The following is a 20,829-nucleotide window of genomic DNA, read 5'->3' on the forward strand; positions in this document are numbered from 1 at the left end:
GAGGCCGAGTTGATCACAGTCCTTCGGTAAATTCCACCAATCCTTTTGCGAAGCGCTTCCATGAAAGCTCATCCCGCAGAGCCGCAATGTTGGTGCGTAAGGTTGATGGATCCCTGGCGAAGAACTCCTTGACGCCTGCTGCAATGGCACTTGCTGAGACCTCCGGCACCACTATGCCGGCACGTCCGTCGTACAACGCCTCCTTCAACCCGCCAACATCCGTGGCGATCACCGGCACCCCGAAGTGGTATGCGATCGCCGTAATGCCGCTTTGGGTGGCACTCCTGTACGGCAGCACTACGGCATCAGCGGCACTGAAGAAGGCAGGCACCTCCCCTTCGGCTATGAAGCGGGCATGCAAATGGATGTGACCACGCTTTGGGCTGGCTTCGATAAGCCGTTTGTATTCGCCGAAGTCACCATACGGTTCACCTGCGACCACCAGATGGTAGCGTTCATCCAGTTTTCCGAAGGCCTCGATCAGCAGGTCCAGCCCCTTGTAATCACGGATCAGTCCGAAGAAAAGCAGTACGCGGGCCTCTACCGGCAGCCCCAGCTTCCTTCGCGCCTCCCCTTGTGGCAACGGTGCCCCGAAGTGGTCATAAAGCGGGTGCGGCATCAGCTTCACATTCGCCGATGGGCACAAGGTGCGGAGGTCTTCAGCCACAGCTTCCGTCATAGCGATGAAGCCGTCGTTCCTCCGCAGAAACCAGCGCGTAAGGGACCTGTCGTAGAAGTGCGGCTCATGCGGCAGGGCATTGTCCACGATGGTGATCACCTTCACGCCGTTCTTCCGCAAGGTTGCAGCGACGGTGCCCATGGCCGGGGCGAAAAAAGGCATCCAATAACGCAGGACCGCCACGTCCGGTTTGGCTTCAAGCATGCGTTGTGCAGTACGCTGCCAACTGCGCGGGTTGACACTGTTCAGCACCCTGACAGCCCCGATGCCGTCCGAACTATCCGTATCGTACTGTGATGTGCCGGGGAACAGCAGGTCCGGATATTGGCATGTGAAGGTGAATGCCAGCACGTCATGCTCCTTCCGCAGCTCAAGCACCAAGGAGGTGCTGAACTGCGCGATGCCGCCACGGTACGGAGGGAAAGCGGAAAGGAAGGATAAGCGCATGGAGCAATGTTACAGGACCGTGCGAAGATGGGGAAACCGGGGGATCGGGCGTAGGAAGCAAGCTCTCTTTTGCTCCCTACCTGCCCCGAACAGTGATCACTGTCAATTTCTTCCACATCGCCTTGGTTGATCTTTTCATGCTGCTGATCCGGTATGTTTTGCTGCATTAGGTGAACTTTGCGACAAACCGACAGTCCATGTGTAAACCTACATTACTCATCGTTCTACTCAGCCTCGGCGTACTTCAGGCACAAGGATCCGTGATCAATGCGCCAGCGCCCTTCCCCGCCAACGTTCTAGCGACGCCGGCCATGGCCGCACCGGTCAATGACCTCTGTTCCGCGGTCACGGTGATGCCGCTGCCCATCGGAGGAGCGCTCACGTTCACAGGGGACAACACAGAGGCCACCTTCACCGGGGATGCCGTGGCCGGATCGCTTTTGGATGAATACCCCTTCCCCAACACCTGGCACGCCTTCACCACCACCGATTGCGCCAACGTGACCGTGAGCTACTGCGCCACCGATAGCGGATGGAGCAATGTGTGGCGATTGCTCACTACCCAATGCCCTGCGGATTCGGTGATCCAGGCCAGTATTTCGGACCAGACCACCTGTGGCAATGGAAATTGGACTTTCCGCTTTAACCAACTGGCCCCGGGCACCTATTACCTGCCCGTCCCCAACGTCGGCTTCGGCCAAGGCGGCGGTCCATACAGCATCATTGTAAGCGCAGCAGACTGTAGCGACCTGCCGACCAACGACCTGTGCACTGAGATAACCCCGGTACCGCTCACCGTGGGCAGCACGATCTCCTTTACCGGCGACAACACCAACGCCACCTTCCCTGGGGATGCCGTACCGGGATCACTGCTCGACCAATTCCCTTTCGCCGATACTTGGCACGCCTTCACAACCACACAATGCGCTAATGTCACCGTGAGCTACTGCGCCACCGACAGTGGTTGGAGCAATGTATGGCGATTGCTCACTACCCAATGCCCCGCGGACGAGGTGATCCAATCCTCCACTTCAGAACAGACCACCTGCGCCAACGGCAACTGGACCTTCCGATTCAACCAGCTGGCCCCAGGCACCTACTATCTGCCCGTTCCCAATGTCGGCTTCGGCCAAGGTGGCGGGGCCTATAGCATCGATGTTAGCGCGATGACCTGCGGCAACGACCTGTGCGGCGACATCAACCCGGTGGCGCTGCCCATTGGCAGCACGCTCACCTTTATCGGCGACAACACCAACGCCACATTCCCCGGGGATGCCGTGCCGGGATCACTGCTCGACCAATTCCCCTTTGCCGATAGTTGGCACGCCTTCACCACCACACAATGCGCCAACATCACCGTGAGCTATTGCGCCACGGACAGCGGCTGGAGCAATGTGTGGAAGCTGCTCACAGAAGTATGCCCCGCCGATGCGGTGATCAACGCGACCACTTCCGAGCAGACCACTTGCGCCAACGGCAATTGGACCTTCAGTTTCGCCGAGCTGCCCGCAGGCACCTACTACCTGCCCGTGCCCAACGTCGGCTTCGGCCAGGGAGGCGGTGCCTATAGCATCGATGTGAGCGCGGTCTCCTGCGGAATTGACCACTGTGCCGACATCTCCCCACAAACGCTTACGTTGGGAGGCATGCTCACCTTTACCGGTGATAACACGAACGCCACTTTCCCCGGGGATGCGGTGCCTGGATCACTGCTTGATCAATTCCCCTTCCCTGACACTTGGCATGCCTTCACCACCACGCAATGCGCCAATATCACCGTGAGTTATTGTGCCACGGACAGCGGCTGGAGCAACGTGTGGAAGCTGCTCACAGAAGTATGCCCCGCCGATGCGGTGATCAACGCGACCACTTCCGGGCAGACCACTTGCGCCAACGGCAATTGGACCTTCAGTTTCGCCGAGCTGCCCGCAGGCACCTACTACCTGCCCGTGCCCAATGTCGGCTTCGGCCAGGGCGGTGGCCCATACAGCATCACCGTGAACGCGACGGCCTGCAGCAATGACCTGTGCGGCAACGTCACTCCGGAGGCGCTCACCGTGGGCGGCTCACTCACCTTCACCGGCGACAATACCAACGCCACCTTCCCCGGGGATGCCGTGCCGGGATCCTTCCTTGACCAATTTCCCTTCCCTGACACTTGGCACGCTTTCACCACCAGCGAATGCTCCGACGTTACGGTGAGCTATTGCGCTACCGACAGCGGTTGGAGCAACGTATGGCGGTTGCTGACAATGGATTGTCCTGCGGATGCGACCATCAATGCCTATACGACCGATACGACGAGTTGCGGAAACGGGAACTGGACCTTCAGCTTCCACCAGTTACAGCCAGGCACCTACTATCTGCCCGTGCCCAATGTCGGCTTCGGCCAAGGAGGCGGCCCGTACAGCATTGATGTGAACTCTTCAGCCTGTATTCCGGACCATGTGAATGTCGTGAACGGCAATAGGGATTGGACCGTCTACCCGAATCCCACCAATGGCGAGGTGACCATCATCGCACCACGCGAATTGGGAACGGCCACATTGGAATTGATCGATATGACCGGCCGCACGATGTACAGCACGGAACTCGTGATCACTGCCAATGGCACCCATCAATTATCACTGGGCGGGTTTGCCCCGGGTACGTACGCGCTCCGCATGACCACGGCGAGCGAGCGAAGCACACAACTGTTGATCTTGAAGTGATCAAAGCAGAAGGTCAGCGACCTGTACGCTACCAGCAACTCCCGCAAGGTCCCAATATGGTGATCTTGCGGGAGTTTTGTTTTTTGAGGTGTGGACCAGGGTGCCGCACGCGTGAAGAAACAAGCATCCGACGCGTAGTGCCCGCTGAGCGATCAAACGAAAATTGCGACCACCTTTGCCCCATGCAGGTCGAATTCATCCTCTATGTGGCGGACCAGGCCGCCAGCAGGGACTTCTATCGTGCCTTGTTGGCGAAGGAGCCCGCCTTGGACGTGCCCGGCATGACCGGCTTCGACCTTGGCGGATGCCGGTTGGGCCTGATGCCGACTGCGGGCATCGCGAAGATCATCACCCCTGTCCTGCCCCATCCGGATACCGCTCACGCCGTACCCCGTTGTGAATTGTACCTGCCGGTAATCGGCTTGGATAAGGCGATGGAGCGCGGGCTGGCGGCTGGCGCCGTGCTGGTCTCACCTCCGGCAGATCGGGATTGGGGCCACCGCGTGGGCTACCTCGCCGACCGCGATGGCCATGTGGTGGCGCTGGCGGAGGCCGGGAGTGAGTGAGGCCACCCTGGGTCATACCATTTCGCAATAGAAGATAACCTGATCCTTTCGCGTATCTCAGCCCCAGCTTTCCATCTGCTTTCCGAATGTTCATTGTCGAAAGGATTAGCTGATCCGACCGCGGTTGCGGAGATCTGGCACGGAACCATGACAAGGCTCAGGGGTTCGTACAGCTTCGGGTCATTTTGTAATGCGAATTGGTATTACATCACCTTGCCACCTCTCCGATCACCGCTAAGAACCGCTCCGCGTACATCTTCGTCTTGTGGTCCCCCACACCGTTCACCAAGCGGAACTCGTAGACGTTGCGCGGCTTCTTGATGGCCATGTCGATCAAGGTGGCATCGCTGAAGACGACGAAGGCGGGTTTGCCGATCTCCTTTGAGACGGTGAGGCGAAGCGCCTTCAATCGGACGAGCAGGTCGGCACTGGCGGGGGCTACTTCCGTGGCTGGCGGCAACTTGGCCTTGCGGCTCCGCTCTTGACGCTCCTTCACGGTGTCCGGTGTCACCAAGCGCACGTTGTGCTCTCCTTTCAGCACGCGGTGCCCGAGCGGCGTGATCTTCAGATGGTAGTGGTCCTTGTAGTCGATCTCGAACAAGCCTTGCTGGAGGAATTGCTGGATGAACATCACCCAGGCGAAGGCGCTGACGTCCCCTCCGGCGCCGAAGGTCTTCACTTGGCTGAGGCCTTGCGCCTGTACCTCACTGCTATGCGTGCCCTTCAGCACGTCGATCAGCACGCTCATGCCCACCGTCTGGTGGCAGCGGAACATGGCGGAAAGCGCTTTTTGCGCGAGCAGCGTGCCGTCGAAATACTTCGGCGGGTCCTTGCAGACATCGCAGTTGCCGCAGGGCTTTACCACCTCCTCACTGAAGTAGCTGAGCAGCACGGTCCGGCGGCAGACCTGCGCCTCGGCATATTCCTTCATGCGGTCCAGCTTGGCGCCCATGATCGCCTTGTACTGCTCGTCCTCCACCTCTTCCATGAAGTGCATGTGGGTCTGCACATCGGCGTAGCTGTAAAAGAGAATGGTCTCGGCCGGCGCACCGTCGCGGCCCGCGCGACCGATCTCCTGGTAGTAGCCTTCCAGTGTACCGGGCATGTTCCAGTGGATCACGAAGCGCACATCGCCCTTGTCGATTCCCATGCCGAAGGCAATGGTGGCGCAGACCACGTGGAGTTTTCCGGAGATGAAGTCGTCCTGCACGCTGTCACGGTCGGCAGCGTTCATCTTGGCGTGGTAAAAATCGGCCTTCACGCCGATGCCATGGAGTTGTGCAGCGAGCTTCTCGGTGCCTTTGCGGCTGTTGCAGTAGATAATGCCGCATTCGCCCCTGTGGCGCGCCATGATGCGCTGGAGCATTGCCCAGCGGTTCTGCCCCGGCAGCACGGCTAAAGAGAGGTTGGGCCGGTCGAAGCTGGAGGTGAAAAGGCGCTCGTTGCGCATACCGAGGTGCTGGGCGATGTCGCCGCGCACGGCCTTGTCGGCGGTGGCGGTGAGGGCGATGAGCGGCACGTCCGGAAAGACCTTCTTTAGGATGTCCAACCGCTTGTACTCCGGGCGGAAGGCATGGCCCCAGCTACTGATGCAATGCGCCTCGTCAATGGCGAAGAGGCCCGGCTTCCACACCGCCACGCGTTCCAGAAAGTGCTGTGAAAGCAGGCGTTCCGGTGACACGTAAAGCAACCTCAGGTCGCCATTTCGCAACCGGACCTCTACGGCCTGCTCTTCGGAATAAGCCAGCGTGCTGTTGAGGAATGCGGCAGGGATGCCGTTGGCCTGCAATGCCTGCACTTGGTCCTTCATCAGGGCGATCAGCGGAGAGACCACCACTGTGAGACCGTCCATTGCCATTGCGGGCACTTGGTAACAGAGGCTTTTGCCACCACCGGTGGGCATCAGCACCACGGCATCATTGCCGGCCAGCACATGCTCAATGACCTCTTGCTGCCCCGGGCGGAAGCTTTTATAGCCGAAGTGCCTTTCAAGCAGGTCAAGGGGGCCGGTGTTAGGCTCGGGAACAAGGGTTCCGGCAGTCTCAGGCGTGACGTATTCCATGGCGATCTGAAGTTGGCCAAGTTATCCGGCCTGCTCCAACATGTCTTGGCACGGAGGTCTTAGTTTTCAACCCGAACTGAGCAGCGCGCCTTCTACCTGCAAATCGGTATTTTGCGGCCATACCGTCGTTTTGCATTGATCGGCCCCCTACCTTTATCCTAGCCCGCGCCACACACACCATGAACGACATCCTCTGCCCCACCGACTTGAGCGAAACCTCCTTGCATGGCTTGCGCTACGCGGACCATTTGGCCTCACGATTTGCAAGCTCGATCTCGCTCCTGCATGTGATGGGCAAGAAGGAGCTCACAGAGGAAGGCCGCAGCAATGCGAAGGACCGCATGGAGCAGCAGCGATCACAGATAACGAAGTCACCCACAGTGGTACACTTCCGGGAAGGCGACTTCATTTCGGAGATCGCTGACGAGAGCCGGAAGGGGCACAGCCTCATGGTGTGCACCACCCACGGGTTGCGGGGCCTGCGGCAATCACTTTTTGGTGCGGACATCCTGAAGCTTGTCCGCCATGTGGAAGTCCCGACCTTGGTGGTGCAGGCCAAAAGCCCGGAGCAGAATTCCTTCGCAGTGATCGTAATGCCCGTGGCGGCACATCCGGACATTGAACACCTTCTCACCGGTGTCGCGCTTCTTGCCAAGACTTTTGGCAGCACCGTTCACGTCTACCAGTTGGTCAGGCCGGGGGAATCTCCCAGTGACGAGCTGCTGGCGAACAAGGCCCGCATGGTGGAATGGTTGGGCAAGGAAGGCATCGCCGTCAAGACCGTGGAAGAACCGAGCACCTCATTCTCCGTCGGCTTCTCCTGGCCCACCATCGACTATGCGAAGCGCGTGGGGGCCGGATGCATCGCCATCATGTCGGTCGCCTCGGATGAATACCGTTACATCGCTGACGCAGAGAAGGAACGCCTTCTCACCAACGAGCCGGGGATACCGGTGTTGTGCGCGAAGTAGTTGTAGTTGCGGGTTACGGGTTACGGGTTGACACCAGTTTGGCATTCTACATTCTACATTTTTCATTTTTCATTCCTACCTCTCCTCATGGAACCCACTGCCGATTTCTGGAAAGAACGCTATGCCACCGGAGATACCCGTTGGGACCTGGGTATGGTAAGCACGCCGCTGAAGGCATACTTCGACCAGCTCACCAACAAGGACCTGCGGATCTTGATCCCCGGTGGAGGACGGTCCTACGAGGCGGAATACCTGCACCGGTCGGGCTTCCGGAACGTGTTCGTCCTGGACCTCGCCGACGCTCCTCTGGCGGACCTGGTGCGGCGCTGCCCGGACTTCCCGCGTGAGCACTTGATCGTCGGTGATTTTTTCCACCACCAAGGGCAGTACGACCGTATCATCGAGCAGACCTTCTTTTGTGCGCTGCACCCGAGGTTCCGGACGAGTTATGTGGACCGGATGCACGAACTGCTCGTTCCCGGCGGCATGCTCACGGGCGTGCTCTTCGATGACCCCATGGACACGGACCATCCACCTTATGGCGGCGATGCCGGGGAATACCGGCAGGTCTTCGGCCACAAATTCGAGGAATTGACGCTAGCCCCTTGCCACAACTCCGTAGAGCCACGTGCCGGACGGGAGGTATGGCTGCGAGCGGTGAAGCGGACGTAGCTTGCTTTTCCTCATTCCTATGTCCCTTTCGCAGCCATTTTCCACCGCGGGGCTTCTACCAATGGGTGGGCGCGAAATATTTTCACAGGGCTGTTGCTCTGGGCGACCGTGGAGGCTACCGCGCAAGAAGTACGCTTCACGGTCCTCAAGGGTGAAGAACCTGTGGACCACTTGCTCATGAGCCTGGTGTTCCGAATGGGTTGACCGCTACCCTATCGCCCGGTCAGGTACAGATAGTCGGCGAGCAGCGTGCGTAGGAATTTCTCCGGATCTGCCGGGCGATCCAGGGTTAATTCCTCTTGGAACCGGATAGCGAGCTTCAACACGGCGACCGGTTTGGCTGCGCTGCTATTGCCGAGCACTTCCTTGATGAGCCGTGCTTGCGCGTCCGTGAGGCGCGCAGCTTCCCGGAACTCCACTTCATGCCCTTCGGGAACATCCGTCAGCAGCGTGTCCTCCAAAGAGAAGCGTTGTTTGAGGGAGATCACCGTGGTGCCCGCTGCGATGTCTCCCAGCCGCTGGCCCTTGCCGTTGAACAGGATCACCACCGCGCCGAGGAAGAAGAGCGCGTCCACCATGCGGAGCATCCAGCGCAGCAGGTAGTGGCCGAGGCCCGGCTGTCCCCCGTCCAGTCGGGCCACCTTGATGTTGCGTGCGCGCTTGCCGAAGCTCTGCCCGTCCATCAGCAACTCGCTCACCAGGTGGTAGAAGGTCCACGGAACACCAAAAAGGATGATCTGGGCCCATTGCGGAGTATCGAGGTGGAGCTTGTTGCCCAGCATCATCAAGGCTATCGTGTATCCGGCGAGCAGCAACCAATCGATCACCACCGCTAATCCCCGGTCCACGATGGTGGCCACCTCGTAGTGCAGGGCCACGTTCTGCGTGGTTTCGATGTGGACGGTCTCCATGACGGCCGCAAAATAGGGTAACGAAGGAACGTTATGTTTGCTCAAGTGATCTGCACATGCGTGAAGCGGCGTTCGTAAAGCGGAACAACGGGAAGTGGCGTCGGCTGGAACTGCTGGTGGCAGGCCGCAGCGTGGACATCACCCCGGATGAGGCCAGTGCGCTGTACATCGAGCTCAATGACGACCTGAGCTACGCGCGCACCTTCTATCCGGGCGCCAAGGTTACCGGCTACCTCAACACCTTGGCCGCAGGAATGCACCGGCACATCTACCGGAACCAGCGCACAGGCATGGGGCGTTTGGTCTCCTTTTGGGCCACGGAGCTGCCGTTGCTGATGGCCTCCACGCGCAAGCAGTTGGGGATCGCCGCCGGGGTCTTTCTCATCGCCGTGATCATCGGTGGCATCAGTGCGCGGTACGACGCTGACTTCACACGGCTGGTCATGGGCGATGGCTACGTGGACATGACCTTGGAAAACATCAAAGAAGGCAAGCCCATGGCGGTCTATGGCAGCGCCCCGATGATGGACATGTTCTTCGGCATCACCCTCAACAACATCAAGGTCTCGTTCTATGCCTTCGCCTTTGGGCTGCTTTTGAGCTACGGCACCTGGATGATCCTTGTACAGAACGGCATCATGTTGGGGACCTTCCAATACTTCATGTACGATCAAGGCGTGCTGCGCGAGAGCCTGATGGGCATCTGGTTGCACGGCACCGTGGAGATCAGTTGCATCGTGATCGCCGGGGCCGCCGGGATCGTGATGGGCAACAGCATCCTCTTCCCGGGCACGTATACACGGCTGGCGAGTTTCCGGCGCGGTGCCTTGAAAGGCGTGAAGATCGTGATGGGCCTGGTGCCCTGCTTCATCCTGGCGGGCTTCATCGAGTCCTTCATCACCCGGCGCAGCGCCACCATGCCGCCCGCGCTGAACATCGCCATCATCGGTGGCAGCCTTGCTTTCATCATCGGTTACTTCATCCTTTACCCCTACCATGTCGAACGGACCCAACAACTACATCGAGTTACGCCAACAACGTGACTTCAGCGCCGTGATCAGCACCGGCTTCCAGTTCATCCGCCAGAACTGGAAAACGCTCTACCGACCCCTGGTCTTCATTTGCCTCCCGGTCTACCTGGTGGCCTCGGTGCTCTTTGGCAACTTCTTCCGCACCATGTTCACCAGCGCCCGGGGCGGCAATATCGAAGGCATGATGGCCAGTATGGGCAGCATGATGATAGGCTACCTGCTCCTTCTGATCTCCATGCTGTTGCTCTATACCATGGTCTACGAATACATGCGCTTCTACATGGTGAACAAGGGCATGGCACCTGCGATGGGCGAGTTGTGGAAGGAGGTGAGCCGACAACTGCCGTCCTATTTCGTGATCGGCCTGTTGGCCGGGATCATCGCTTCTTTCGGCGTGATCCTTCTGGTGATCGGGGCCATCTGGCTCAGCATCGTTTTTACCATGGCATTTCCGCTGCGCGCCTTCGAGCGGGCCGACATCGGCGATTGCATCGGGCGCTCCTTCAAGGTGATCAAGGGGCGTTGGTGGATGACCTTCGGCCTGGTCATCGTACTGTCAATGCTGATCGGCTTTATCAGCTACATCATCTACCTGCCCTTCATCCTCCTCTCCGGCTTCGGGGCCATGAGCGGGATGGGCGGCATGGACGACCCGGCGGCCATGGGCGAACGCATGGGCTGGCTGATGACGCTGATGATGGCTTTGGGCGGGGTGATGAGCGTACTGTTGCAACCCTTTCTGCAAGTGCCCATCGGTCTGCACGCGCTATCGCTGATCGAGGAGAAGGAAGGCCGAGGGCTGCTGGAGCGTGTGGACGAGGTCAATGTGACGCCGCCCACCGCCTGAGCTGGCAAGCAAGCAAGCATCCCGTCCGTGAGCCGCACGTCCGTTCTCCTTTTCGTTGCCTTGTTCTGGGCGGCCTCTTGCGCCGCCCAGAACGATAGCACCCCGACGGATAAGGACGCCGCCAGGGATCCCGCCGTGGCGACCATGGATGCTGCGACCGACAAAGACGCGGCCAAGGACAGCACGCTGGACAAGAAGGACTGGGCGGCGATCGGTGATGATACCATTTCGGTGCGCGCTGGGCAGTTCGACACCACGGCGGTCCGCGCGCTTCAGGCCGACCCGGAATACGACTACGACCGCGACCTGCATGTCAACACGCTGTGGTGGGAACGCTTGAAGGAGTGGATCGGCCATTGGCTGCAAAGGCTCTTCGGCAGCAAGACAGGCGGCTGGGTGTTCGGCCACTTGCACTGGGCGATCTTGGCCTTCGCGGTGGTCTTCCTGCTGTTCTTCTTCCGGAAACGGCTCTTCCACAGCGCCCTCATCCCGGAGTCCGGCAGGCCACGGCAGGTCACCACCATCGAGGAGAACATCGAAGCGCTCGACCTCGACAAGCTGCTCGCCAAGGCGGAAAAGGCACAGGATTGGCGCACGGCCCTGCGCTATCAATACCTCAAGGTGCTGCGGCGGCTGATGGACGAGGGCCTGATCAAATGGCAGCCGCGATACACGGACCGGGACTACCTGGGCCAACTGAAGGAATCCGCCAAGCGTGCCGCCTTCAGTGAAGCCAGCTTCCTCTTCAAGTGGGCGTGGTACGGCGACGCCCCCATGGACGAGACGCGTTACCGCGCCATGCTGCCCGCCTTTGTGCGCCTTCACACCCCGAACGGGAGCGACCGATGAGCCGCGCGGAAAAGGTCATCCTCGCAGTGACGCTGGCAGTGCTGGCATTGGTGGTCGTCTTGGAGCAGCTAACGCCGAAGGAGCCGAACTGGCAGCCCAGCTATACGCGGTACCGCACCGACCCCTTCGCATGCGGCCTCGCGTACGACCGCCTAACGGACCTCTTCCCGCAGGGCGTCACCACCGTGCGGGAACCCATCTACGTCACCGCACAGGAACGCTTGGCCACCGACAGCACAGATCGGCCGGTGATCCACATCTTCATCAACAGCGGTTTTCATGTGGATGACCTGGACCTGGAGAACCTGCTGAAGATGGTGGACCGTGGCGATGACGCCTTTATCGCCGCGCAATACTTCCCGGACAAAATGATGGACACCCTCCGGTTCCGCACGGAATACCAGTGGAAGAAGCCGGACAGCTTGGCCACCGCCGCAGGGCTGAACAAGCTCCTCCGTGGGGACACCGACCTGGTGCGCTTCACAAGCTGGCCCTTACGTCAGGTCGGGGACTTCCAATTCGCGCACGGCGGCATCGACTACATCTTCAAGAACTTCGGCATGGACAGCGTGCAGGTGCTGGCGGAAAACCAGCACCACGCGCCCGTGCTTTTGCGGATGCGGCACGGCAAAGGCTCCCTTTGGCTGTGCACCGCACCGCGCGCCTTCACCAACTACTACCTGCTGAAGGACGGTGCGCGCGGCTTTATGGAAGGCGCCTTCAACATGCTGCCCGACCGGCCCGTGCTGTGGGACGAGTATTATAAAGTGGGCCGCGCAGGCAGCCGGACGCCCCTACGCTACATCCTCTCCCAGCCTGCGCTGAAATGGGCCTACTGGACCGCCATGGCCCTACTGCTGCTCACCGTGCTCGTATACGCGCGCCGCCGCCAGCGGGCCATCCCCGTGGTAACGCCCCCACGCAACACCAGCCGCGAGTTCGCGGACACCATGGGGCGCCTCTACTACTTCCGAGGAGACCATGCCGACATCGCGCGAAAGCTCACAGTGCAGTTCAAGGACGAGGTCCGCCGTAAACTGCGCCTGCATCGCACGATCTGGGATGCGGAGGCGATCCAAGAGATCGCCCTGCGCACCGGCATCAGCGAAGAGGAGCTCAACCACGCCAACCGCCTCATGGACCACTACAACAAAGTGGAACAAGTCTCTGAAGAACAACTGCTAACCCTCAACAAGACCCTCAGCAGCCTGCGCAGCAGGCTATAAGGGTAAGGGCGATGCATGCATCGCCCCAACACTCCCCAACATGGAAGAAGAAACCACCAATCCCGACTACTCCCCCGGCCTCCCACTCACCGAACTGCGTGACGCCGCCGGGCGCATCCGCAATGAGATACAGCGCGTCATCATCGGCCAAGGTAACGTGATCGACCAGCTCATCATCGCCCTGCTCAGCGACGGACACGTACTGATCGAGGGCATGCCCGGCGTGGCCAAGACCCTCGCCGCAAAACTGCTCGCGCGCACCGTGGCCACGGGCTTCAGCCGCATCCAGTTTACGCCGGACCTGATGCCCAGCGACGTCATCGGCACCAGCATCTTCGATCCGCGCACCAATGCCTTCGCCTTCAAGCCCGGGCCCATCTTCAGCAACATCGTGCTGGTGGACGAGATCAACCGCGCCCCGGCCAAGACGCAGAGCGCGCTCTTCGAAGTGATGGAGGAGCGGCAGGTCACCGTGGACGGCGTGACGCATCCTGCGGGCGTCCCGTTCATGATCGTGGCCACACAGAACCCCATCGAGCACGAAGGCACCTACCGCCTGCCAGAAGCCCAGTTGGACCGCTTCCTCTTCAAGATCGACATGGGGCATCCCTCGCTGGAGGAGGAGGAACAGTTGCTGCTGCGCGCGCAGGAAGGTCCCCACCGCTTGGAGGTAGGCCAGGTGCAGGCGGTGATCACCACGGAGGAACTTGCACGGCTGCGCGCACTGATCGACCATGTGCGCTGCGATGCCAAGCTCGTGCGCTACGTCGCGGAGATCACCCACGCCACGCGGAACGACGGATCCCTGATGCTGGGCGCTTCCCCGCGTGCCAGCCTCGCCGTACAGCGCGCCTCCAAGACGGTGGCGGCCATGCAAGGCCGCGATTTCGTCGTGCCGGAGGACATCCAGCAGGTGCTGCCGGCCATCTTGCGCCACCGCATCCTGCTCACGCCCGAGCGCGAGATGGAAGGTCTGCGCCCGGATGAAGTGGTCGCACAGGTCATCGCCAAAGTGCCCGTTCCCCGGTGAAACGGATCGTCACATCGCTGTTCCTTACCCGGCGCTTTTTCAGCCTCGGATGGGGCGTCGTGGTGCTTTTCGTCGCGGCGTTCCTCCTGCCCGTGCTGCTGCCTTTGGCGGTGGTCGCCGCCGGGCTGTTGGCCGCAGGGACCGTTCTGGATCTCGTCCGGCTTTTCGGGGTGCCGGAGGGCATCGTGGCATCACGCCACACCTTGGCCAAGTGGAGCAACGGCGATGAGAACCCCGTGACCGTGGAGGTGAGCAACCGCTACGGCTTCCCCGTGCATGTGCGGGTGCTGGACGAGCTGCCGGCGCAACTGCAGGAGCGCGGCCTGGACCTGCGGCGGCGCATTCCCGGCGGCTCGAAGGCACAGCTCGCGTACATGGTGCGGCCGCTCTCCCGTGGCGTTTATACCTACGGCGCGATCAATGTGCTGGCACGCACAAGCTGGGGTCTGGCCGAGCGGCGCTATAAGCAGGAACAGGGCCGCGAGATCGCGGTATACCCCAGCTACATCCATCTGCGGAAATACGAGCTGATGGCCGAGGCCGACCTCTTCAGCATGTCCGGCGTGCGCAAGGTGCGGCGCAGTGCGCAGCGGAGCGAGTTCGAGCAGATACGCGACTACATCCCCGGCGATGACCGTCGCACGGTGAACTGGAAGGCCACGGCGCGCCGGGCCAAGCTGATGGTGAACCAATACCAGGACGAGAAGGCGCAACAGATCGTCTCGCTGATCGACACCGGCCGCACCATGAAGATGCCCTTCGGTGGCCTCACGCTGCTGGACCGCGCCATCAACGCCGCCCTCGTGCTCAGTGACATCGCCCTCAAGAAGGACGACAAAGTGGGCATCATCACCTACAGCAACACGGTACATAACGTGCTGCCTCCGGCCCGCGACCGCGGCTGGATGCACCGTGTGATGGAACTGCTCTACGCCCAACGCACCGACTTCGCGGAGACCGACATCGAGGCGCTCTTCCTACGGGTGAAACACACCGTGGCCCAGCGCAGCCTGCTGGTGCTGTACACCAATTTCGAGAGCCTTTCCGCCATGCGGCGCCAACTGCCCTTTCTGCAACTGCTCGCCCGGGCTCACTTGGTGGCCGTGGTGATCTTCCGCAATACGGAGTTGGATCAGCTGCTCAGCCCTGCGGACAAGGACACCATGGATGTGTACGTGAAGGCCGTCACCCGGAAATTCATCCGGGAAAAGGAGCTGATCGCCAAGGAACTTGAAAGCCACGGCGTGCTCACCATCCTCACCTCGCCGGAGGAGCTGAGCGTGAACGTGCTGAACAAGTACTTGGAGATCAAGGCTCGGGGAATGCTGTAGGCTTTCCCCCAAATGGGATCACTCCTTCACGAACTGTTGCCTGCTCATCGCCGTGCCGCTCCGAACGGAAAGCACATAGACCCCGGTGTTCAGGCTGGAAACATCCACATGACCGCGGGTCAGTGTTCCTTGCAGCACACGCTTCCCGGTCACGTCCAAAACCTCGAACGGATCGTTCAGCGCAACATCCCCTCCGATCACCGTCAGGACATCCTTCACCGGGTTCGGGAACAAGCCGAAAGCATGCTCCGCAGCGGCATCCGCGATACCGGTGGTAAGGGTCATGCCCTCCGTAATGGTCATGGCCTGGTCCACCTCGGCGGATGAGAACTCATCAACAATACCGGAAGGCCAATGCACCGTCACCCCGGTGATGACCGAGTCCGTGCCAAAACCGAAGTGGGCATTGAGGCTGCTCATGTACCTGAAGCCATCACCACTGCGGATCTCCCTGATCTGTGAACCAAGTTCGCTGGTGACCTGTATCCGGGCACCGATGCCGTTCCTGTTGCTCACCGTACCGATCAGGTTCACCGTGAGCCAATGGTTGTCATTGCCTTGGTTCATCATGGCCGTGCTGCCGCTGACGATATCCAGGAAGCCGTCATTATTGAGGTCGCCGATGGGGCCGTTCTGCGGTGCCGTGTTGTCCGGTGAAAAGGTGAGGTCGCCGTTGTTGTAGTGGATCGCACCACCGCCGATGATGTCCAGGTATCCGTCATTGTTGAAGTCACGGGTGTTCCATTCAATGCTCTGCCCACCGAAGCTGTCGAAGCCCGAGCCGGCGGTGATGTTGGTGAAAGTACCGTCACCGTTGTTGCGCATCAATTTGTGATAGCTGCTGGAGCTGGAGCCCACGAGCACGTCCATGTCGCCATCGTTGTCGAAGTCGCCCCATGCGCTGGACCAGCTCTGGTGGCTATCCGCGAATCCCAGTGCGGCGGCCATGCTGGTGAAGGTGCCATCACCATTGTTGCGCATCAGGATGTCCACGGGATCGCAGCCGCACTTGGCCACAAAGAGATCCATGTCGCCGTCACCGTCATAATCCACCCAGATGCTCCCATAGTTGCCGCAGCTAGTGCCGAACTGGCCTTGCCCAAAGGTGAGCGTACCAGTGCCATCGTTCATATAATAGACATTTGCGCTTACATCGTGGCACATGAAGGCGTCCAGATTCCCGTCATTGTTGATATCGATCATGTTGCCCCGTTGGCTGAACACATATTGTGGAAAGTTCTGCACCACATAATCGGTGCCGGTGCTGTTCGCCATCAGGAAAGAAACTCCGCTGCCATTACCGTACTGGAGGTCGTTGTAGCCGTTCCCGTCCAGATCGCCCGCCGCCATGCTCCATGTGGCCGGAAACTGTACGTTACCTGTGGGATAATTATGGGGCGTCATACCCCCAAGGACCTCTTGCTGCAAGATGTTGATGTTCGAACCGGTGACCGAGACCATGTCGTCCAGAAAATCCCCGTTCATGTCCACGGCACCATAGCTGTACCCTGAAACCCCCGAGAACGTCTGCGGAGTGAAGGCCACGGTGCCCTCGGCAGGCGGCGGCGGAGTGATCACCACGTTTTCCTCCATGGTGAAATCAAAAGTGTAGGAGTTCCATTTGTTATCGAAGGCAATAATGTAGGTGGTCCCTGCTGTGACATCGAAAGTGGCCAAGGAGGTGAGATTTCCCCCTCCATCATCATCCCCGGCATGGCACAACAAAGCACCGCAACCACCGGTGTAAACATGGAAGCGCGTATCGAGCCCACTTGCCACGGTGCTAATGGTGACCGCCGTGTCCATGAGCGGGGTATAACTATACCACGCACCCATGGTAGCTCCTACTCCATATTGCGAGCAGATGGGCAGGGGCACTTCCGAGCCGCTGACAAAGTTCACCGTGTATGTGCCCGGTGTGATCGGCAAAGACGTGATGCAGGTGGTCTGGGCATGGGCCTGGGACAAAAGCAGACCAGCGACGGAAAGGAGCAGTGTTGTTTTCATGGGTCGTTCGAGTAAATAGGGCGCGTTCGGCTTTGAAATTCATGGACACGGTATGGAGGCTGAAATAACACCGACCTTCCACCTTCCGGTCCGTCGAGATAAGTCAAGGACGTAAGAAAAGGGGAAAAGGTGGCTTCAAAGAGCAACGTTGCCTCAGGTAACTTGCGGCCGAAATCCCGATCGCGGTCCCAGCACCGGAATAAGCTGGAGCCAACCTTCACCCCCGATCACCGTTCAAAGCCTTATAAACGCTCAGGACCGTACCCATGGCACAAGCAGAATACCTCAAGTGGCTCCACGAAGTTGAGCTTAGCGATATCCCCACCGTTGGCGGCAAGAACGCCAGCCTCGGGGAAATGATCCAAAATCTCGGAAAGCTCGGCGTGCAGGTGCCCGGCGGGTTCGTGGTCACCGTGGCCAGCTACGAAGCTTTCATTGCCCACAACGTGTTGGACCAGAAGATCCGCGACATCGTGGCGGGCTTGGACGTGGACGACGTGGAGAACATCCGCCGCACCGGCCTCGCCGTGCGCACATTGATCAAGAACGGCAAGTTCCCGGAGGAGATCTGGAAGGGCATCATGGCGCGCTATGATGAAATGTCGCAGAAATACGGGCAGGAGGCGACCGACGTGGCGGTGCGTTCCAGCGCCACCGCGGAAGACCTGCCCGATGCATCCTTCGCCGGGCAGCAGGAGACCTACCTCAACATCCGCGGGCACCAGGAGCTCATCAGCGCCGTGCGCAACTGCTTTGCCTCGCTCTTCACCGACCGTGCCATCGTGTACCGCGAAAGCTTGGGCTACGACCATTTTCAGGTGGGCCTCAGCGTGGGCGTCCAGAAAATGGTGCGCTCCGACGTGGGCAGCAGCGGCGTGGCCTTCAGCTTGGACACCGAAAGCGGCTTCAAGGACGTGGTGCTGATCAATGGCAGCTACGGCCTCGGCGAGATGGTGGTACAAGGCGCCGTGAGCCCGGATGAATGGATCGTCTTCAAGCCCACACTGGCCGAAGGGTTTACCAGCATCATCGAAAAGAAATTAGGCAACAAGGACCGCAAAATGGTTTACGGCGTGGAGCCGGGCAAACCCACGCTCATCATCCCCGTGGAGCGCGCGCAACGCAACCGCTTCTGCATCACGGATGCGCAAGCCTTGGAAGTGGCGCGCAGCGTGGCGGCCATCGAAAAGTATTACAGTGAGCTGAAGGGCCATTGGTGCCCGATGGACGTGGAATGGGCCGTGGACGGCTTGACGAAGGAACTCTTCATCCTTCAGGCGCGCCCGGAGACCATACACAGCAACAAGGCCACGGACCGCGTGGTGGAATATAAGATCGACAAGCCTGAGGGCGTCAAGGAGGTCGCGCGCGGCATCGCCATCGGCGACCGCGTTGGAAGCGGCAAGGTCCGCATCCTCTTCAGCCTCGACGGGCGCGGCGGCGACGGCGACGGCAAAGATTTCCAAAAAGGCGACGTTCTTGTGACCGACATGACCGACCCGGACTGGGAGCCGATCATGAAAAAGGCCAGTGCCATCATCACCAATAAGGGCGGGCGTACCTGCCACGCGGCCATCGTGGCGCGCGAAATGGGCGTGCCCGCCATCGTGGGCTGCGGCAACATCACCGACCTGCTGGACACCGGCATGGAAGTGACGGCCAGCTGCTGCGAAGGCGATACAGGGATCATCTACCAAGGCATCATTTCTAGCACTGTTGAGGAAACGTTGCTGGCCGACATACCGGAAACGAAAACGCCGATCATGCTCAATGTGGCCAGCCCGGATCTGGCCTTCAAGTTCAGCGGCCTGCCAAACGCCGGTGTGGGTTTGGCGCGCGAGGAGTTCATCATCAACAACTACATCCAGGCGCACCCGCTGGCATTGCTACAACACAAAGAGCTCGGCGACGTGGCGCTCAGCGGCAAGATCAGTTACTTGATCAACGGCTATGAGGACGAAGAGACTTTCTTCATAAAGAAGCTCAGCTACGGCATCGCCAAGATCGCCAGCGCCTTTTACCCCAACAAGGTGATCGTGCGCTTCAGCGACTTCAAAAGCAACGAGTACAAGAACCTTCTGGGCGGCGAGCACTTCGAACCGGACGAGGAAAACCCCATGATCGGCTGGCGCGGCGCGTCCCGCTACTACAGCGATGCGTACAAGGAAGCCTTCGGGTTGGAATGCAAGGCCATCCGACGCGTGCGTGAAAAAATGGGCCTGAAGAACGTGGTGGTGATGGTGCCCTTCTGCCGCACGGTGGAAGAGCTGCAAAGCGTCACCGCAGTGATGAAGGAATACGGCCTGGAGCGCGGCAAAGAGGGCCTTGAGCTCTTCCTGATGGCGGAGATCCCCAGCAACATCCTCATGGCCGAGGAATTCAGCGAGCACATCGATGGCTTCTCCATCGGCAGCAACGACCTCACCCAGCTCACCCTCGGCCTGGACCGCGACAGCGCACTGGTAAGCCACCTCTACGACGAACGCAACCCGGCCGTGAAGCGCATGCTGAAAATGCTGATCGAGACCGCCAAGCGCACCGGCACCAAAGTGGGCATTTGCGGCCAAGGCCCCAGCGACTTCCCGGACTTCGCGCAGTTCTTAGTTGAACTGGGCATCGACTCCATCAGCGTAACGCCGGACAGCTTGCTGAAGACGAAACGGGCGATTGCGGAGGTGGAGAAGACATTGGCGGGAAAGACCGCCACTGCACGGGCTACTGCGGGTTGATGAGCATGTAGATGTCAGCTTAACTTTACCACATCCGCCAAATCATGTTCACCAAACTCGATCTTATCGAACGCCTCATCGCTACCACTGATGAAAAGGTGCTTGCCAAAGTGGGGGATCTGCTCGCAAGGGAGAAAGGTGAATTCACCTTCACCAAAGAGCATTTGGCATTGCTGGAAGAGCGCAGAGAACGCCGTAGACTTGGGCAAGGGAAAGGCTATTCCCTTACAGAAGTGAAGGCTATGCTGAAGAAGAAGAACGCCTGGAGAAAGGCGAAGGTAGTAGCGTAACTTCGTGCAATTCTATTCAGATGGCACAACGCACATACCGGATCCTTTTGACCAAAGAGCCTGAAGGTGGCTATACCGTAAAGGTTCCCGCCCTTGCAGGTTGTGTGACTTATGGCGAGAGTGTGGACCACGCCATGAGCATGGCGCAAGAGGCCATTGAGCTTTACGTGGAAACGCTGAAGGCTGAAGGAGAACCGGTACCGGACGATAGCGCAACGTTGGAATACTCGTTAGTCGTAGGCCTTTAGCCCTATGACTGGCACGCCAGCACTAACGCCTGAAGCACTAATCAGGTTGCTCCGAAAACACGGATTTGAATTCGTCCGGGCTAAAGGTTCGCACCAAATCTTTAAAAATTCCGAGACCGGCAAAATGACGATTGTCCCCATGCATCGACGCGACCTACCAAAAGGAACGTTGCTTGCCATCCTCAAACAAGCCGGGATAGACAAGAGCAACCTGCTTTAACT

General features: G+C 59.6%; 18 protein-coding genes. 14 read left to right on the plus strand and 4 right to left on the minus strand.

The genetic code is table 11. From position 1 onward, the window contains the following. Window positions 1-13: 13 nt before the first annotated feature. Complete coding sequence (locus IPP95_02695) at window positions 14-1,126, minus strand: glycosyltransferase (GenBank protein QQS73155.1); 1,113 nt, start codon at window positions 1,124-1,126, stop codon at window positions 14-16. A 197-nt stretch (window positions 1,127-1,323) separates the two neighbouring features. On the opposite strand from IPP95_02695, the gene IPP95_02700 reads away from it, so the two are divergent. Beyond that, window positions 1,324-3,837: a T9SS type A sorting domain-containing protein gene (locus tag IPP95_02700; GenBank protein QQS73156.1), complete on the plus strand. Its 2,514-nt coding sequence runs from the start codon at window positions 1,324-1,326 to the stop codon at window positions 3,835-3,837. Between the two features lie 182 nt (window positions 3,838-4,019). After that, complete coding sequence (locus IPP95_02705) at window positions 4,020-4,403, plus strand: lactoylglutathione lyase (protein QQS73157.1); 384 nt, start codon at window positions 4,020-4,022, stop codon at window positions 4,401-4,403. A gap of 208 nt (window positions 4,404-4,611) precedes the next feature. Here IPP95_02705 and recQ read toward each other — a convergent pair whose 3' ends face one another. After that, a complete protein-coding gene (gene recQ / locus IPP95_02710) occupies window positions 4,612-6,465 on the minus strand; it encodes a DNA helicase RecQ (protein QQS73158.1) in 1,854 nt (617 codons plus the stop codon). Between the two features lie 179 nt (window positions 6,466-6,644). Between recQ and IPP95_02715 the strand changes: the two genes are divergently transcribed. Both IPP95_02715 and IPP95_02720 read left to right on the plus strand, forming a co-directional pair. After that, window positions 6,645-7,436: a universal stress protein gene (locus IPP95_02715; protein ID QQS73159.1), complete on the plus strand. Its 792-nt coding sequence runs from the start codon at window positions 6,645-6,647 to the stop codon at window positions 7,434-7,436. 87 nt (window positions 7,437-7,523) lie between these two features. Next, on the plus strand, window positions 7,524-8,108 hold the full coding sequence (locus tag IPP95_02720) for an SAM-dependent methyltransferase (GenBank protein QQS73160.1): 585 nt from the start codon (window positions 7,524-7,526) through the stop codon (window positions 8,106-8,108). 212 nt (window positions 8,109-8,320) lie between these two features. Here IPP95_02720 and IPP95_02725 read toward each other — a convergent pair whose 3' ends face one another. Next, window positions 8,321-9,019, minus strand: a complete 699-nt coding sequence (locus IPP95_02725; GenBank protein QQS73161.1) for an RDD family protein — start codon at window positions 9,017-9,019, stop codon at window positions 8,321-8,323. A 56-nt stretch (window positions 9,020-9,075) separates the two neighbouring features. Here IPP95_02725 and IPP95_02730 point away from each other — a divergent pair, with 56 nt between their 5' ends. Genes IPP95_02730 through IPP95_02755 form a run of 6 tightly spaced genes read left to right on the plus strand, consistent with a single transcriptional unit; the run spans window position 9,076 to window position 15,333 of the window. Further along, a complete protein-coding gene (locus IPP95_02730; protein ID QQS73162.1) occupies window positions 9,076-10,062 on the plus strand; it encodes a stage II sporulation protein M in 987 nt (328 codons plus the stop codon). Then, a complete protein-coding gene (locus IPP95_02735; GenBank protein QQS73163.1) occupies window positions 10,016-10,897 on the plus strand; it encodes a hypothetical protein in 882 nt (293 codons plus the stop codon). The genes IPP95_02730 and IPP95_02735 overlap by 47 nt, the downstream gene beginning before the upstream one ends. Window positions 10,898-10,924: 27 nt before the next feature. Next, window positions 10,925-11,746 carry a DUF4129 domain-containing protein gene (locus tag IPP95_02740; GenBank protein QQS73164.1) on the plus strand — a complete coding sequence of 274 codons (822 nt, stop codon included), beginning with the start codon at window positions 10,925-10,927 and terminating at the stop codon, window positions 11,744-11,746. Next, the gene (locus tag IPP95_02745) at window positions 11,743-12,972 is read left to right on the plus strand and encodes a hypothetical protein (protein QQS73165.1); all 1,230 of its coding nucleotides are present in this window, start codon (window positions 11,743-11,745) and stop codon (window positions 12,970-12,972) included. The genes IPP95_02740 and IPP95_02745 overlap by 4 nt, the downstream gene beginning before the upstream one ends. Before the next feature lie 40 nt (window positions 12,973-13,012). Next, window positions 13,013-14,002, plus strand: coding sequence for a MoxR family ATPase (locus IPP95_02750; GenBank protein ID QQS73166.1), 990 nt, complete (start codon window positions 13,013-13,015; stop codon window positions 14,000-14,002). Continuing rightward, entirely contained in the window at window positions 13,999-15,333 is a 1,335-nt protein-coding gene (locus tag IPP95_02755; GenBank protein QQS73167.1) for a DUF58 domain-containing protein, read from the plus strand. The genes IPP95_02750 and IPP95_02755 overlap by 4 nt, the downstream gene beginning before the upstream one ends. Before the next feature lie 18 nt (window positions 15,334-15,351). Here the strand turns inward: IPP95_02755 and IPP95_02760 are convergent, their stop codons facing one another. Then, complete coding sequence (locus IPP95_02760; GenBank protein ID QQS73168.1) at window positions 15,352-17,340, minus strand: VCBS repeat-containing protein; 1,989 nt, start codon at window positions 17,338-17,340, stop codon at window positions 15,352-15,354. A 266-nt stretch (window positions 17,341-17,606) separates the two neighbouring features. Between IPP95_02760 and ppsA the strand changes: the two genes are divergently transcribed. From ppsA to IPP95_02780, 4 genes are read left to right on the plus strand one after another with little or no spacing between them, the layout of a single operon-like run. After that, window positions 17,607-20,069 carry a phosphoenolpyruvate synthase gene (gene ppsA, locus IPP95_02765; GenBank protein QQS73169.1) on the plus strand — a complete coding sequence of 821 codons (2,463 nt, stop codon included), beginning with the start codon at window positions 17,607-17,609 and terminating at the stop codon, window positions 20,067-20,069. Between the two features lie 44 nt (window positions 20,070-20,113). After that, complete coding sequence (locus IPP95_02770) at window positions 20,114-20,359, plus strand: hypothetical protein (protein ID QQS73170.1); 246 nt, start codon at window positions 20,114-20,116, stop codon at window positions 20,357-20,359. Between the two features lie 20 nt (window positions 20,360-20,379). Further along, window positions 20,380-20,607, plus strand: coding sequence for a type II toxin-antitoxin system HicB family antitoxin (locus IPP95_02775; GenBank protein ID QQS73171.1), 228 nt, complete (start codon window positions 20,380-20,382; stop codon window positions 20,605-20,607). Window positions 20,608-20,611: 4 nt separating this feature from the next. Further along, window positions 20,612-20,827 carry a type II toxin-antitoxin system HicA family toxin gene (locus IPP95_02780; GenBank protein ID QQS73172.1) on the plus strand — a complete coding sequence of 72 codons (216 nt, stop codon included), beginning with the start codon at window positions 20,612-20,614 and terminating at the stop codon, window positions 20,825-20,827. Window positions 20,828-20,829: the final 2 nt, after the last annotated feature.

The sequence above is a fragment of the Flavobacteriales bacterium genome (genome assembly GCA_016700415.1).
Taxonomy (GTDB): Bacteria; Bacteroidota; Bacteroidia; order Flavobacteriales_F; family PHOS-HE28; genus PHOS-HE28.